Here is a 14,724-nt window from a genome sequence, read left to right on the forward strand (position 1 = left end):
CTCAGATCATCGCGTCGGCGACGGACAGGCCGAACTCGCCGCGCCCGTACATGGACAGGGCCCGTTCGGGGTCGTTGATGGCGTGCACCCGGCCGGCGTGCGCGTCGCGCCAGAAGCGCTGGATCGGGTGGCTCGTGTAGATCGCCCGGCCGCCGGAGTTCTCGAAGAGCCGGTCGACCGCCTGGATCGCCAGTTCGGTGCCGTGCACCTGGTCGCGACGCACCCGCAGGCGCAGCCGCATGGGCAGTTTCTCGCCCGCGGTGACCAGCGCCATCAGCTCGGTCATGTTCGCGGTCAGGGCGAGCCAGGCGGCGTCCACGTCGGCCGCGGCCCGGGCGACCCGCACCTGCGAGTAGGGGTCCTCGGCGGCGCGCACCCCGGCGTACGCGGCGCGGACCCGCTCCCGCATGTAGGTGACGTGCGCGTCGTACGCCCCGGTGGCCATGCCGATGATCGGCGTGGTGATCGTGTACGGGAAGATCGAGCCGTACGGAATCCGGTAGAGCGGCGCCTGGTTGAGTTCCTGGCCGGGGCCGAAGCAGCGGGCGGTGTCGCCGAAGCTGAGTGAACGGTAGGCCGGGACGAACGCGCCGGGCACCACGATGTCGTTGCTGCCGGTGCCGCGCAGCCCGATGGTGTGCCAGACGTCCTCGATGGTGTAGTCGGCCGCGGGCACCAGAAACGTACGGAAGTCGGCCGGCGTGCCGTCCTCGCCGGGCGGGACGATGCCGCCGAGCAGCACCCAGCTCGCGTGGTCGCTGCCGGAGGAGAAACTCCAGCGCCCGCTCACCCGGTAGCCGCCGTCGACCGCCTGGATCTTGCCGGTGGGCGCGTAGGACGAGGACATCAGCGTGCCCGGGTCGTCGCCCCAGACGTCCTGCTGGGCCTGGTCGGGGAAGAGCGCGAGCTGCCAGTTGTGCACGCCGATCACCGAGGCGATCCAGCCGGTCGAGCCGCACGCCGCGGCGATGTCGCGCACGCAGCCGAAGAACGTGGTGGGGTCGGCCTCGAAGCCACCGAACCGGGCCGGCTGCAGCAGCCGGAAGAAACCGGTCGCGGCGAGGGACTTGACCGTCTCGGCGGACACCTGCCGGCGATCCTCCGCCTCCTGCGCCCGATCTCGTAGAACCGGTAACAACTCCCGCACGCCCGACACGACCGCTTCGGTGCCCTCCATGAGATCCCTCCGCTGGCTTGGCTGGCGAACTGGACGGTCCCTATACTAGAACACGTTCTACCTAACGGGCTACGCCCAAGCGGGAGGCGACAGATGAGCGACGGCGCAGCAGCACGCAGGATCGACAGCGGGGTCCTGCCGGCCAGGTTCGCCCGCGGCTGGCACTGCCTGGGCCTGGCCGACTCCTTCCGGGACGGCAAGCCGCACGCCGTCGAGGCGTTCGGCACCAAACTCGTGGTCTTCGCCGACTCGGCCGGCACGCTGCACGTGCTCGACGGCTACTGCCGGCACATGGGCGGGGACCTGACGATGGGCACGATCAAGGGCGACGAGGTGGCCTGCCCGTTCCACGACTGGCGCTGGCGGGGCGACGGCCGCTGCGCCTCGGTGCCGTACGCGCATCGGGTGCCGATGCGCGCCCGCACCCGGTCCTGGCACGCCCAGGAGCAGAACCGGCAACTGTTCGTCTGGCACGACCCGCAGGGCGCCCCACCCCCGCCGGACGTCGTGATCCCGCGGATCGAGGGCGCCTTCTCCGACGAGTGGAGCACCTGGACCTGGGACTCGATCCGGATCGAGGGCGCCAACTGCCGCGAGGTGATCGACAACGTCGTCGACATGGCGCACTTCTTCTACATCCACTTCGCCTTCCCGACGTTCTTCAAGAACGTCCTCGAAGGCCAGGTGGCGGCGCAGTTCCTGCAGACCCGGCCGCGGCCGGACGTGCCGATCACCGCGAAGCAGTCGGGCGACACGACGTTGCGCTCGGAGGCGGCCTACTACGGCCCCTCCTACATGATCGATTACCTGTTCAACAACTATCACGGGTTCGAGATCGAGTCCGTGCTGATCAACTGCCACTACCCGGTCACGCCCAACTCGTTCGTGCTGCAGTGGGGCGTCATCGTCAAGCGATTGCCCGGCCTGACCAGCGAGCAGGCGGCCAAGGCGGCGGCGAAGTTCGCCAAGAGCATCGGGATCGGCTTCGAGCAGGACGTGGAGATCTGGAAGAACAAGAGCCGGATCGACAACCCGCTGCTGTGCGCCGAGGACGGCCCGGTCTACCAGCTGCGCCGGTGGTACGAACAGTTCTATGTGGACGTCGAGGACGTCACCGACGACATGGTGGCCCGCTACGAGTTCGAGGTCGACACCACCCGGGCCGTCGAGACCTGGACGGCCGAGGTGGAGGAGAACCTGGCACGTCAGGCGGGACCGGCGGCATGACCCTGACGGAACGGCAGGAATACCTGGAGGGCGGGTTCGCCGAACTGTCCTGCGCGCGTTGCCGCGCCCTGGTCCGGGTGCGGAAGTCGAGCCCGCAGCAGACCAGCGTGCAGTGGACGACTCAGGCCGAAAAAGAGTGCGCGAACCCGCTGAGCGCTCTGGTGCCCACCTGCCTCGATCTGCGCGCCAGCATCGACGACGCGGTGCGCGCGGGCCGGCTGGGGGTGACCTGATGGTCCACCGGCTGCGCGTCGCCGAGGTCATCGCCGAGACCGCCGACGCGCACTCGCTGGTCCTGACGGTGCCGCCCGCCCTGCGGGACGAGTTCGCCTACCGCCCCGGGCAATACCTCACGGTGCTGGTGCCGCAGAGCGGCGGGACCGTGGCCCGTTGCTACTCGCTGTCCAGTTCGCCGCACACCGACACCGATTTGAAGATCACCATCAAGCGGGTACGGGACGGGCAGGCGTCCAACTGGATCTGCGACCACGTGCGGGCCGGCGAGACGCTGGAGTTCCTGCCGCCCGCCGGGGAGTTCACCCCCGGCTCGCTCGACGACGACCTCCTGCTGCTGGCGGCCGGCAGCGGGATCACGCCGGTGATGGGCATCATCAAGTCGGTGCTCGCGCACGGCCGCGGCCGGCTCACCCTGATCTACGCCAACCGGGACGAGCAATCGATCATCTTCGGCCGGGAGCTGGCCGCGCTGAGCGGCGACCGCCTCACCGTGACACATTGGCTGGACAGCGAGCATGGGGCGCCCGATGCCGCGGTATGGCAAGACCTCGTTGCGCCGGCGGCCGGGCGGGCGGCGTACATCTGCGGTCCGGAACCCTTCGTCGCGGTCGCCCGCGACGCCTTGCAGCGAGCCGGAGTGCCGGAGGGTCTGGTGAACGTGGAGCGCTTCGAGGTCGGGCAGGACGAGTCGATGGAGGCCACCCTCGAGGTCGAGATCGACGGGCAGACCCGCCGGCTGCCGTGGCCGGCCGGCAAACGGATGCTCGACGTCATCATCGAGGCCGGCCTCAACCCGCCGTTCTCCTGCCGGCAGGGCCACTGCGGCGCCTGCACGCTGCGGCTGCTGCGCGGCAAGGTCGACCTGGTCGACAACGAGGTGCTCGAGCAGGACGACTTCGACGAGGGCTACACCCTCGCCTGCCAGGCGATCGCGCGCAGCGACGAGGTCGCGGTCACCTATTACTGAGCTGTACGGCGATGTCGATGAGCTGGTCCTCCTGGCCGCCGACCAGGCGCCGCTCGCCCGCCCGCACCAGGATCTCGGCGCCGGACACCTGATAGCGCTCGGCCAGGGTGAACGCGTGGGTGAGGAAGCTGGAGTAGACCCCGGCGTACCCCATGATCAGGGCGAGCCGGTCGAGCTTGCACTCGTCCGGCATGACCGGGCGGACGACGTCCTCGGCCGCGTCCACGATCGCGAAGAAGTCGATGCCGGTGCGGATGCCGAGCTTGTCGCAGACGCCGACGAACGCCTCCACGGGGGTGTTGCCGGCACCGGCCCCGAACCGGCGGGTGCTGCCGTCGATCTGCTTCGCGCCGGCCCGCACCGCCAGGACCGAGTTGGCCACGCCGAGGCCCAGGTTCTCGTGCCCGTGGAAGCCCACCTGGGCGTCGTCGCCGAGCTCGGCCACCAGCGCCGCCACCCGGTCGCCGACCTGGTCGAGGACGAGCGCACCGGCCGAGTCGACGACGTACACGCACTGACAGCCGGCGTCGGCCATGATCCGAGCCTGTCTCGCCAGAGCGAGAGGCGGCTGGGAGTGGGCCATCATCAGGAAACCGACGGTCTCCAGGCCCAACTTGCGGGCCAGTCCGAAGTGCTGCTCCGTGATGTCCGCCTCGGTGCAGTGGCTGGCGATCCGGCAAACCGTCGCGCCGTTGCCGGCCGCCGCCCGGATGTCGTCGAACAGCCCGATCCCGGGCAGCATCAGGAATGCGATCTTGGCGTTCTTCGCGGTGCGCACGGCTGCCTTGATGAGCTCCTGCTCCGGAGTCCGGCTCAGGCCGTAGGTGAACGACGAACCGCCCAGGCCGTCGCCGTGCGTCACCTCGATCACCGGTACGCCCGCCGCGTCCAGCGCGGCGACCACCGCGGTAACCTCCGCGACGGTGAACTGGTGGCGCTTGGCGTGCGAACCGTCCCGCAGCGAGGAATCGGTGATCCGGATGTCGGCGCTCATGAGGCCAGTTCCTCTCCCACGCGGGTGGCGGCCGCGGTCATGATGTCCAGATTCCCGGCGTACGGCGGTAAGAAGTCCCCGGCCCCGGTGATCTCCACGAAGATCGCGACTCGGCCCTGGTCGAACTGCGGCTCGTTGAGCAGCCGGTAGCCGGGCACGTACCGAGCCACCTCGGCGGCCATGTCTTCGATCGACCGCGCCACGGCCTCGGTGTCGGCATCCGGGCCGATCGCGCAGAACACCGTGTCCCGCATGACCATCGGCGGGTCGGCCGGGTTGAGCACGACGATCGCCTTGCCCCGGGCCGCGCCGCCGACCAGCTCCAGGGCCCGGCCGGTGGTGCGGGTGAACTCGTCGATGTTGGCCCGGGTGCCCGGCCCCGCCGACCGCGAGGAGACGGTGGCCACGATCTCGGCGTAGCCGACCGGCGTGCACCGGGAGACCGCGTACACCATCGGGATCGTCGCCTGCCCGCCGCAGGTGATCAGGTTGAGGTTCGGTGCGCCGAGGTGTTCGCGCAGGTTGACCTCGGGCACCACGAGCGGGCCGACCGCCGCCGGGGTGAGGTCGACGGCCCGGATGCCGGCCTCCGCATACCGCGGGGCGCCGGCCCGGTGCACGGCCGCCGCGGTGGCTTCGAAGACGAGATCGGGCAACGGATCCTGGGCCAGCAGCCAGTCGGCGCCCTTCGCACTGGTCTCCAGACCGAGGTCCGCGGCGCGGCGCAGGCCCGGGCTGTCCGGGTCGATGCCGACCATCCAGCGCGGCTCGATCCGCTCGGAGCGCATCAGCTTGTAGAGCAGGTCCGTCCCGATGTTGCCGGACCCGACGATGGCCGCCGTCAACGTCATGGGGACACCTCCGTGAAGGACAGCCGGACCTCGCCGAGGCCGGTGAAGACCGCGCGGAAATCGTCGCCCGGGTGGGCGTCCACCGCGCGGGCGCACGCACCCGGCAGCACCAGGTGGCCCGCGCGCAGCCGCACCCCGAAGCCGGCGACCGTGCGGGCCAGCCAGGCCACCGCGGTCACCGGATTGCCGAGCACGGCATCGGAGCGGCCCCGCACGACCGGCTCACCGTCGCGGTAGAGCACGGCGTCGATCCCGCGTGGGTCGATCGCACCGGGTGGCACCCGGCCCGCGCCGACGACGAAGCCGGCCGACGAGGCGTTGTCGGCGATCGTGTCGGCCAGGCTGATCTTCCAGTCCTGGATGCGGCTGTCGATCAGCTCGATCGACGGCGCGAACGCCTCGGTGGCGGCCAGCACGTCCGCCTCGGTGCAGCCCTCGCCCGGCAGGTCGGCGCCGAGCAGGAAGGCCACCTCGATCTCGACCCGGGGAAAGCAGTAGCGCGACGCATCGGCCGGCTCGGTCTCGGGCAGTCGCATGTCGGCCATCAGGTGCCCGTAGTCGGGCTCGTCGACGCCCATCATCTGCTGCATCGCCTTCGACGACAGGCCGACCTTGTGCCCGACGACCTCGCCGCCGCGGCGCCGGATGTTGTGGAGCTGGATGGCGTAGGCGTCGGCGGCTGTCAGATCGGGCCGTTCCCGCACCAGCGGCGGAATCGGCGTCCGGTCGCGCTCGGCGACCCGCAACCGGTCGGCGAGGGCAAGTCGATCAGCCTCGGTGAGCATGCAGACCTCCCCGGTCCTGGATGGCGGCGCTGCGACCGGCCCGGCGCCCGGAGAAAACGCAATCGGCCAGCGACAGCCCGCTGACATAACTGCGCGAGCAGATGCCGACCGCGGTCCGCCCGGCGGCATAGAGACCCGGCACGCCCAGCACCTGCCCGGTCGCCTCATCGACCCGCAAACCCCCGAGCGTGAGCATCGGTGCCGGCAGAGCGGTCCGGTTCCGCACCGAGACATCAATCAACGAGTACGGCGGGGAAGCCAACGGACGCACCAACTCGGCGGGCTTGCCGGCTGGGTAGGCGGGCCGGAGGGCCGGGTGTGCAGACTCGCCGACGGACGCGGCGGTCCGCGTCGGCTCGGCGGCTTGGTAGGTCGCGAGGGTTGCGGTCAGGCCGGTTGGGTCGACGCCGGCCCGGCGGGCGACCGCCTCGGGGGTCGGGCCGGTCACCCGGCCGGCGGTCAGCAGCCAGAACGCCTGCCAGCGCTGGAACCACAGGGTTTGCGTCCACACCTGGCGGCGGCACTCGGCCAGCACCGCCGCGTCGAGCAGCAGCCAGGCCCGCGCACCGGGCGAGCGCAGGATCGCCTCGCCCACCGCCGCGCCGTAGCGGGACTCGTCGCAGACCCGCCGCCCGTCCCGGTCGACGAGCAGCCCGCCGAGCATGGCCGAGGGCGGCGCCAGGAACCGCCAGATCGTCACGCGGCCGAGGTGGTCGGTGCGGCCACCGGCCGCGACCCCGAGCCGGATCCCCGAGCCGTCGTCGCCGGGCGTGCCGAGCCGGAGCCCGCCGCGATAGTCCGGGGCGTGCTCGCGCATCATCTCGCGGTTGAAGACGAACCCACCGGCGCCGAGCACCACGCCGCGCCCGGCCCCGACCCGCAGCGGGCGCCCGTAACGCCGCTCCAGCCAGGCAACCGGCCGATGCAGCGCCCGGCCCAGCCCCGGCAGATAGAGGCCGGGCTTGACCGACCAGCGGTGCAGCACCCGATGACCGAGCCGGACCCAGCCCGGGGCGCCCCGGAGGGTGCGGCACTCGGCACCGACGACCCGGCCGTCCGGCCCGGTGACAAGGCGTTCGACGCGGGTCTGGGCGTGCACCGAGACACCGCGACCGCGCGCGGCGGCGGCGAGCCGGGCGGCGAGCACCCGGCCGGAGGTGCCGCGAGCGACGACCCGGTGGCCGCGCGGCGCCGGGTCGGCGAACGACAACTCGCTGCCCGAGTAGTACAGGTAGTGGCGGTTGGTGGGGTAGGACGTCTTGTACGGGCAGAGGCGCGCGTCGAACGGCACCCCGAGCCCGGAGAGCCAGTCGATCATGCCCGCGCTCTGCTCGCAGAAGCGGCGGAGGGTGGCCGCCGAGACCGTGTCGCCGACCTCCTCACGCAGATAGCCGGCCATCGCCTCCGGCGAGTCGGCGACCCCGGCCGAACGCTGCTGCCGGGTGCCACCGCCGGCGTACACGACCCCGCCGGAGATAGCCGTGGCGCCACCGCCGAGAAACCGGTCGAGCACCAGCACACGGGCACCCGCGTCGGCGGCCTCGATCGCGGCGCAGGCCCCGGCGGCGCCGAAGCCGACCACCACGACGTCGGCCGTCTCGTCCCAGGGCTCGGTCACGGTGCCTCCGTAGGGGTGCGGCGCAGCGGCAAGAATTGTAACCTGTTCTAGTGTCGAAGGCAGCGGAAGAGTTCGACGTCGTCGTGGTCGGCAGTGGTGGCGCCGGCATGGTCGCGGCGCTCGCCGCGGCGCACCACGGGCTGAGCGCGATAGTGCTGGAAAAGGCCGAATCCTACGGCGGATCCACCGCGCGCTCGGGCGGCGGTCTGTGGTTGCCGGGCAACGAGGTGCTGACGAAAGCCGGCGTGACCGGGGACGCCCACGCCTACCTGGCGCACGTCGCGGGACCGGACGCCACCCCGGCCAGGCAGAACGCGTTCCTGTCGGCTGCGCCGGAGATGCTGGCGTTCGTCCGGGCGCACACCCCGCTCGACTTCGCCTGGGTGCCCGGCTATCCGGACTACTACCCCGAGGCCCCCGGCGGGCTGGCGAGCGGACGCAGCATCGAGCCCCGGCCGCTGGACGCCCGGCTGATCGGGCCCGACCTGGCGACGCTCGCCGCGCCCTATCGGGCCGCGCCGGGCAGCATCGCGGTCACCCAGGTCGACTACCGGTGGCTGTCGCTGGGCGTACGGCATCCGCGCTCGATCCTCACCGCGGCCCGCCTGGTCGCCCGCGGCCTGTCCCGGAAGCGGAAGCTCACCATGGGCCAGGCGCTCGCCGCCGGCCTGCGGGCCGGGCTGCGCAGGGCGGGCGTTCCGGTGCTGCTCGGGACGCCGATGACCGACCTGGTGGTCGAGGACGGCCGGGTGACCGGGGTCCGCACCACCGGCGTGATCAGTGCCCGCCGGGGCGTGCTGCTGGCCAGCGGCGGCTTCGAGCAGAACGAGACGATGCGCCAGAAGTATCAGGGCATGGGCACCGAGTGGACGGTCGGCGCGAAGGGCAACACCGGCGACGGCATCGAGGCGGGCGAGCGGCTGGGTGCCGCCCTCGACCTGATGGACGAGGCGTGGTGGGGCCCGTCGATTCCGGTCGGCCGGGAGCCGTACTTCTGTCTCGCCGAGCGCAACCAGCCGGGCTGCCTGATGGTCGACGCGACCGGCCGCCGTTTCGTCAACGAGGCGGCACCGTACGTGGATGCCGTCCACGCCATGCTGGCCGCGCCTCAACCGGCCTGGCTGATCGCCGATCAGACCTACCGGAACCGCTATCTGTTCGCCGGGCGCGGTCCGCGAACGCCGTTGCCGCGCCGCTGGTTCGACGACGGCATGGCGCACCGGGCCGGCACCCTGGCCGAGCTGGCGGCCAGGATCGACGCGGAGGCGCTGGTGGCGACGGTCGGGCGGTTCAACGGGTTCGCGGCCGGCGGGCGAGACGACGACTTCCACCGCGGCGACTCGGCCTACGACCGCTACTACGGCGATCCGCGGCAGCGGCCCAACCCGTGCCTGGGCCCGGTCGGGAAGCCGCCGTTCTATGCGTTCCGGATGGTGCCCGGCGACCTGGGCACCAAGGGCGGGCTGCGCACCGACGAGCGGGCCCGGGTGCTGCGCCCGGACGGCACGGTCATCCCCGGGCTGTACGCGGCGGGCAACGTCAGCGCCGCGGTGATGGGCCGCAGTTACGCCGGTGCGGGCGCCACCCTGGGCCCGGCCCTGACGTTCGGCTACCTGGCGGCGAAGGACATGGCCTGATGCCCATCGACCCGGACGAGGCGGTCGGTGCCGAGCTGCCGAGCCGCGACCTGAGCTGGGACAGCACCGACGTGCTGCTCTACCACCTGGCCATCGGCGCCGACGAGCTGTCCTATGTGTACGAGGGCGCGCTGGCCGGTGTGCTGCCGACCTTCGCCACCGTGGCGACGACGCTGCGCGACACCGAGCCGCCGACGGTGCGGATGCCCGGCATCGACGTCGACCTGGCCCGGGTCGTGCACGGCCGGCAGGAGATCGAGATCCACCGCCCGATCCCGATCGCGGGCAGGTGCACGGCGCGCTCACGGATCGCCGCCGTCCACGACAAGGGCAGCGCCGCCATCGTCGTCACCGAGACCACCACCGAGCTGTTCACCAGCCGGATCAGCATCTTCGTCAAGGGCGAGGGCGGCTTCGGCGGCGACCGCGGCCCGGACACCCGGGTGCCGCTGCCCGATCGCGAACCCGACGACGAGGTGCTCTCCCCCACCGATCCGCGGCAGGCGCTCTGGTACCGCCTGCTCGGCGACCGCAACCCGCTGCACGTCGACCCGGCGTTCGCGGCGCGGGCCGGCTTCCCCCGTCCGATCCTGCACGGCCTCTGCACGTACGGCATGGTGTTGAAGGCGGCCGTCGGCGCGGAGATGAAAAGCGTGGCCGGCTACCGGGCCCGTTTCGCCGGGGTCGTCTTCCCGGGCGACACGCTGCGCACCCGGATCTGGCGCGAGGACGGCCGTCTCGTCCTGCAGGCGAGCGTCGGCGACCGCCCGGTGCTCTCCGACGCGGTGGTCACGCTGCGCTGAGGATCAGCCCGCTGGTCGGCACCCCGGTGCCCGCCGTGACCAGCACCGGCCCGTCCCCGGGCACCTGGTTGGCCGCGGTCCCGCGCACCTGCCGGACGGCTTCGGCAATGCCGTTCATGCCATGGATGTACGCCTCCCCCAGCTGCCCGCCGTTCGGGTTGATCGGCGGGCAGTCGGCCGAAGCGATCAGATGCCGCGCCTCGCCACGGCCGCAGAACCCCAATTCCTCCAACTGCATCAGGACGTACGGCGTGAAATGGTCGTAGAGCACGGCGGTCCGCACGTCGCCCGGCCCGAACCCGGACTGCCCCCAGAGCTGGCGGGCCACCACGCCCATCTCCGGCAGCGCGGCCACCTCGTCGCGGTAGTAACTGGTCATCACGAACTGGTCGGTCCCGCTGCCCTGGGCCGCCGCGCTGATCACGGCGGACGGCCGGCGCAGATCGCAGGCCCGCTCAGCGGAGGTCACCACCAGCGCGACCGCGCCATCGCTCTCCTGGCAGCAGTCCAGCAGCCGCAGCGGCTCGGCGATCCAGCGCGAGGCCCGATGGTCGTCCAGGGTGATCGGCCGCCCGAAGAACCACGCGGCCGGGTTGGTAGCCGCGTACCGCCGGGCCGAGACCGTGACCCGGCCGAAGTCATCGGTGGTGGCGCCGTAGTCGTGCATATACCGCCGGGCCACCATGGCCACCATCGCGGCCGGGGTGGCCAGGCCCATCGGGTAGTGCCAGCTCGCGTCCAGCCCGGGTGGGAGGGTGGCCTGCCCGAACCGGCGGCCGGAGCGTTCGTTGAGCGCGCGGTAGCAGACCACCGTCGACGCGATACCGGTCGCCACGGCGAGCACCGCCTGCTGCACGACCGCGCAGGCGGCTCCCCCGCCGTACCCGATCCGGCTGAGGAAGGTCAGCTCGCCCGCGCCGATCTCCCGGGCCACCGCGATCTCGGCGTTGTCGTCCATGGTGAAGGTGACCAGGCCGTCGACGTCGGACGGCCGCAGGCCGGCGTCGTCGAGCGCGGCCCGGATCGCCTCGGCCGCGAGCCGCAGCTCGCTGCGGCCGGAGTCCTTGGAGAACTCGGTGGCCCCGATGCCCGCGATGGCCGCGGTCCGGGCGATCACGACGCCAGCCGTACGGTCGCCGTGACGTGCTCGCCGGTCGCGGTCCGCCCGGTCACCGCCACCTCGCCCGCGCGCTGCCGGCCGGCGAAGGTCAGCGTGTCGTACGCGTAGCAGGGCCCGCCGAGCCGCAGCGAAATCCCGCGCAGCGCGGCGTCCGGCCCGAGCCGGTCGGTGACGTACCGCTGCACCAGGCCGGTGGTGGCGAGGATGTTGAGGAAGATGTCCTTGCTGCCACGGCGCACGGCCGCGTCCCGGTCGTGGTGCACGTCCTGGAAGTCGCGCGTGGCCAGGGCCGTGCTGATGATGACGGTCGGGGTGACCGCGAGTTCCCACGGCGGCAGTTCGGTCAGGTCCGGGCGCCAGACGGGCAGACCGTCCGCGAAGGCGACCCGCACCTCGGCACCGATGCGCACCTCGTCCGGGCGTACGTCCAGAAGCTCTCCCACCATCCGCACCCCCTCGTCCAGGTCGACCAGGGCGACCACCACCGGCGATCGGCGGCCGGGCAGCGGCGGATGGCGGTGCACCACGTAGCTGTGGATGCGTCCGGTGCCGGCCGCGACGGCGTACGCCGGCTTGAAGGCACCGCAGCGCGGGCAGCCCGGACCGGGCGGGTGGCGCAGCGCGCCGCATTCGCCGCAGCGCTGGATGCGCAGCTCGCCGGCCTCGATCCCGGCCCAGAAGAACGCGGTGTCCGGGCCGGCCACCGGCCGGATCGGAGCCTGCCGCTCGACCTGAGGAACCGCCTCCGGGCGGAATTTCAGGATCCGGAACCGCATGTCGGCCACCGGCTCGCCGGCCACCTCCCAGACGCTCTCGGTGGTGAAGAACCAGCCCTCGCCGAGCGCGGTGCGCTTGGGCCCGGTGACGTCGGTGAGCCGGGTACGCACCGCGACGGTCTCGCCGACCCGCAGGTAGCGGTGGTAGGTCTGGGCGCAGTCGGTCGCCACCACAGAGGTGTAGCCGGCCTCGTCCAGCACGGCCGACATCGCGCGCAGCGGATCGTCGTCCTCGTCGCGCGGCCGCAGCCCGCGCATCGTCCACACCTGCACCATCGCCGGCGGGGCGACGCCGTCCCGCTCGTAGACCGGGTTGTCGTCGCCGATCGCGGTGAGCCAGTCCCGGATCGCCGGGCGGTTGACCGGGTCCCGGGCGGTCCGGGCCGGGGACAGGCCGGCCGCGGCGATCCGGTGCGCGGCGGTGCTGATCGGGTCGGTCATCGCGGCACCCTCGGCAGCCCGAGCCCGGCCGACGCGATGATCTCCCGCTGGATCTCGTTGACCCCGCCGCCGAACGTCAGCACCAGGTTGCGTTTGGCCTGCAGGTCGAGCCAGGTGAGCAGTTCGGCGGTGGCCGGGTCGGTGGGGTCGCCGTGCCGCCAGACGAGTTCCTCGAGCTCCTGGCCGATCCGCAGCAGCCGCTCCGAGGAGAAGACCTTGGTGGCCGACGCGTCCGCGGCGTTCAACGAAGTCCCCGCCACCTGCCAGTTGAGCAGCTCGTTCACCCGGCGGCAGGCTTCCGCGCGGAGCAGGGCGCGCTCCACCTCGGGGATATCCCGGGTGCCCGCCCACGCGCGTACCCGATCGATGAAGGCGCCGAAGCGGCCGGCCGGACCCAGCATCACGCGCTCGTGGTTGAGCTGCGCGGTCAGCAGTCGCCAGCCGCCGTTCTCGGTGCCCACCAGGCGGTTCGCCGGCACCCGTACGTCGGTGAGGTAGACGGTGTTGACGTGGTGCGCGCCGTCGGAGGTGATGATCGGCGTCCACGAGTAGCCCGGGTCGGCGGTGTCGACGATCAGGATGGACAGGCCCTTGTGCCGGGGCGCGTCCGGGTCGGTGCGGCAGGCCAGCCACAGGTAGTCGGCGTCGTGCGCGCCGGTGGTGAACATCTTCTGGCCGTTCACCACGTACCCGTCGCCGTCGCGGACCGCCCGGGTGCGCAGCGCGGCCAGGTCGGTGCCGGCCTCCGGTTCGGTGTAGCCGATCGCGAAGTGGATCTCCCCGGTCAGGATTCGCGGGAGGAAGAACTCCTGCTGCTCCGCCGAGCCGTGCGCGAGCAGCGTCGGCGCCACGGTCTGCAGGGTGACCGCGGGCAGCGGCACGTCGGCGCGGGCCGCCTCGTTCACGAAGATCTGCTGCTCCATCGGGCCGAGCCCGCCACCGCCGAACCGCTCCGGGAAACCGAGCCCGAGCCAGCCGTCCCGGCCGAGCCGCCGGACCAGGTCGCGGTAGACCGCGCCGTGCCGCTCCCGCTGCACGGCCGCCCGCTCCTCGACGGTCAAAACCTTCTGAAGGTACGCACGTAGCCGCGTCCGCAAAGCCTTCTGCTCGTCACTCAGGTCGATGAACATCGAGGGCTCCCAGCCGTTGCAGGTGCCGGACCAGGTCACGGATCAGCGCGGTGTGCCGGTGCAGCGGGTAGTCGGCGGCCAGACCGAGCCCGCCGTGCAGGTGGTGACAGGTGCGCAGGGCCGGCGGGGCCTCGCTGCACAACCAATAGGCGGCGGTCCACAGATCCGCATCGCTCCAGATGGCGGCGAGGGCGGCCAGGTGCATCGTGCGGGAGGCGATGTAGACGTCGGCGATCTGCTGGGCCACCGCCTGGAAGGTGGCGAGCGGGCGGCCGAACTGGTGCCGGTCGCGCACGTGGTCGGCGGTCATCCGCAGGGCCCCGGCCAGCGCGCCGTCGCCGAGCGCGCAGGCGCCGGCCACCGCGTACCGCCGAAGGTCGGCCCCCGCCAGCGGCTCGCCGGCGACCTCCGTGAGCCGAAGCGAGAACTCGTCGGTCCCGGCCGAGGTCGGGGTCCGCGACAGCGTCGCGTGCGCGGGATCGACGAGGGCCACGCCCCGGTTCGTCGGGACGAGGACGCGGTAGGCCCGGTCGGCGTCCGGCACCTCGTGGCAGGTGCCGGTGAGCCGCCAGTCCTCGGTGGCCGTGACCGGCTCGCCCGGGGCGGCCGTGAGGACCTGTCCGGCCAGCACCCGAGGCAGCAGATCGCGCTGTTGCTCGGGAGTGCCCCAGCGGGCCACCGGCAGCACGCCGAGGGCCAGTGTGGACCAGGCCGGCACCCGGGCGGCGTGCCGCCCGATCTCGGTGAGCAGCAGCCCGGTCGCCATCGCGCCCAGCCCCGCGCCGCCCAGCTCGGCCGGCACCGAGAGGCCGAGCAGACCGGCCTGGCCGAGGGATTTCCAGAGTCGCTCCGGCGTGTCGTCGTTGTCGCTGAGCACCTCATCGGCGAGGCGGACGATCGCTTCCTGATCGTCGTCGAGCGCGAAGTCCGGACCCATTCCGTCATTAGAACACGTTTCAGT

At 72.3% G+C, this 14,724-nt stretch carries 14 protein-coding genes and 1 pseudogene; 5 read left to right on the forward strand and 10 right to left on the reverse strand.

Annotation, left to right across the window (positions count from 1 at the left end; all coding sequences use genetic code 11):
- Position 1 precedes the first annotated feature (1 nt).
- Positions 2 to 1,177, reverse strand: a complete 1,176-nt coding sequence (gene hsaA, locus Ato02nite_RS19490) for a 3-hydroxy-9,10-secoandrosta-1,3,5(10)-triene-9,17-dione monooxygenase oxygenase subunit (protein ID WP_213007993.1) — start codon at positions 1,175 to 1,177, stop codon at positions 2 to 4.
- A gap of 93 nt (positions 1,178 to 1,270) precedes the next feature.
- On the opposite strand from hsaA, the gene Ato02nite_RS19495 reads away from it, so the two are divergent.
- The 3 genes from Ato02nite_RS19495 to Ato02nite_RS19505 are packed head-to-tail and all read left to right on the forward strand — an operon-like array spanning position 1,271 to position 3,608.
- Positions 1,271 to 2,404, forward strand: coding sequence for a 3-ketosteroid-9-alpha-monooxygenase, oxygenase component (locus Ato02nite_RS19495; RefSeq protein WP_213007994.1), 1,134 nt, complete (start codon positions 1,271 to 1,273; stop codon positions 2,402 to 2,404).
- A complete protein-coding gene (locus Ato02nite_RS19500) occupies positions 2,401 to 2,637 on the forward strand; it encodes a hypothetical protein (protein WP_213007995.1) in 237 nt (78 codons plus the stop codon). Before Ato02nite_RS19495 ends, Ato02nite_RS19500 begins: the two co-directional genes overlap by 4 nt.
- Entirely contained in the window at positions 2,637 to 3,608 is a 972-nt protein-coding gene (locus tag Ato02nite_RS19505; RefSeq protein ID WP_213007996.1) for a ferredoxin--NADP reductase, read from the forward strand. The genes Ato02nite_RS19500 and Ato02nite_RS19505 overlap by 1 nt, the downstream gene beginning before the upstream one ends.
- Here Ato02nite_RS19505 and dmpG read toward each other — a convergent pair.
- The 4 genes from dmpG to Ato02nite_RS19525 are packed head-to-tail and all read right to left on the reverse strand — an operon-like array spanning position 3,595 to position 7,856.
- Complete coding sequence (dmpG, locus tag Ato02nite_RS19510) at positions 3,595 to 4,602, reverse strand: 4-hydroxy-2-oxovalerate aldolase (RefSeq protein WP_213007997.1); 1,008 nt, start codon at positions 4,600 to 4,602, stop codon at positions 3,595 to 3,597. The genes Ato02nite_RS19505 and dmpG overlap by 14 nt on opposite strands.
- Positions 4,599 to 5,453 (reverse strand): acetaldehyde dehydrogenase (acetylating), encoded by an 855-nt coding sequence (locus Ato02nite_RS19515; protein ID WP_213007998.1) that lies wholly within the window; start codon positions 5,451 to 5,453, stop codon positions 4,599 to 4,601. The genes dmpG and Ato02nite_RS19515 overlap by 4 nt, the downstream gene beginning before the upstream one ends.
- Positions 5,450 to 6,238: a 2-keto-4-pentenoate hydratase gene (locus tag Ato02nite_RS19520; protein WP_213007999.1), complete on the reverse strand. Its 789-nt coding sequence runs from the start codon at positions 6,236 to 6,238 to the stop codon at positions 5,450 to 5,452. Before Ato02nite_RS19520 ends, Ato02nite_RS19515 begins: the two co-directional genes overlap by 4 nt.
- Entirely contained in the window at positions 6,222 to 7,856 is a 1,635-nt protein-coding gene (locus Ato02nite_RS19525; protein ID WP_213008000.1) for an FAD-binding protein, read from the reverse strand. The genes Ato02nite_RS19520 and Ato02nite_RS19525 overlap by 17 nt, the downstream gene beginning before the upstream one ends.
- A gap of 50 nt (positions 7,857 to 7,906) precedes the next feature.
- On the opposite strand from Ato02nite_RS19525, the gene kstD reads away from it, so the two are divergent.
- Positions 7,907 to 9,493: a 3-oxosteroid 1-dehydrogenase gene (kstD, locus tag Ato02nite_RS19530; protein ID WP_213008001.1), complete on the forward strand. Its 1,587-nt coding sequence runs from the start codon at positions 7,907 to 7,909 to the stop codon at positions 9,491 to 9,493.
- The gene (locus Ato02nite_RS19535) at positions 9,493 to 10,296 is read left to right on the forward strand and encodes a MaoC/PaaZ C-terminal domain-containing protein (RefSeq protein WP_213008002.1); all 804 of its coding nucleotides are present in this window, start codon (positions 9,493 to 9,495) and stop codon (positions 10,294 to 10,296) included. The genes kstD and Ato02nite_RS19535 overlap by 1 nt, the downstream gene beginning before the upstream one ends.
- On the opposite strand, the gene Ato02nite_RS19540 is transcribed toward Ato02nite_RS19535, so the two are convergent.
- The 5 genes and pseudogenes from Ato02nite_RS19540 to Ato02nite_RS19555 form a co-directional block, all read right to left on the reverse strand.
- Positions 10,283 to 11,413 carry a lipid-transfer protein gene (locus Ato02nite_RS19540; RefSeq protein ID WP_213008003.1) on the reverse strand — a complete coding sequence of 377 codons (1,131 nt, stop codon included), beginning with the start codon at positions 11,411 to 11,413 and terminating at the stop codon, positions 10,283 to 10,285. The two genes, Ato02nite_RS19535 and Ato02nite_RS19540, sit on opposite strands and share 14 nt — an antisense overlap.
- Positions 11,410 to 11,763, reverse strand: coding sequence for a hotdog family protein (locus Ato02nite_RS51685; RefSeq protein ID WP_246607215.1), 354 nt, complete (start codon positions 11,761 to 11,763; stop codon positions 11,410 to 11,412). The genes Ato02nite_RS19540 and Ato02nite_RS51685 overlap by 4 nt, the downstream gene beginning before the upstream one ends.
- A gap of 6 nt (positions 11,764 to 11,769) precedes the next feature.
- Positions 11,770 to 12,633 (reverse strand): annotated as a pseudogene (locus Ato02nite_RS51690) (bifunctional MaoC family dehydratase N-terminal/OB-fold nucleic acid binding domain-containing protein); the annotation flags it as partial.
- On the reverse strand, positions 12,630 to 13,763 hold the full coding sequence (locus Ato02nite_RS19550) for an acyl-CoA dehydrogenase family protein (RefSeq protein WP_213008005.1): 1,134 nt from the start codon (positions 13,761 to 13,763) through the stop codon (positions 12,630 to 12,632). The gene Ato02nite_RS19550 and the pseudogene Ato02nite_RS51690, both read right to left, overlap by 4 nt.
- Positions 13,744 to 14,700, reverse strand: coding sequence for an acyl-CoA dehydrogenase family protein (locus tag Ato02nite_RS19555; protein WP_213008006.1), 957 nt, complete (start codon positions 14,698 to 14,700; stop codon positions 13,744 to 13,746). Before Ato02nite_RS19555 ends, Ato02nite_RS19550 begins: the two co-directional genes overlap by 20 nt.
- Positions 14,701 to 14,724 lie beyond the last annotated feature (24 nt).

The sequence above is a fragment of the Paractinoplanes toevensis genome (assembly GCF_018332695.1).
GTDB classification, from domain to species: domain Bacteria; phylum Actinomycetota; class Actinomycetes; order Mycobacteriales; family Micromonosporaceae; genus Actinoplanes; species Actinoplanes toevensis.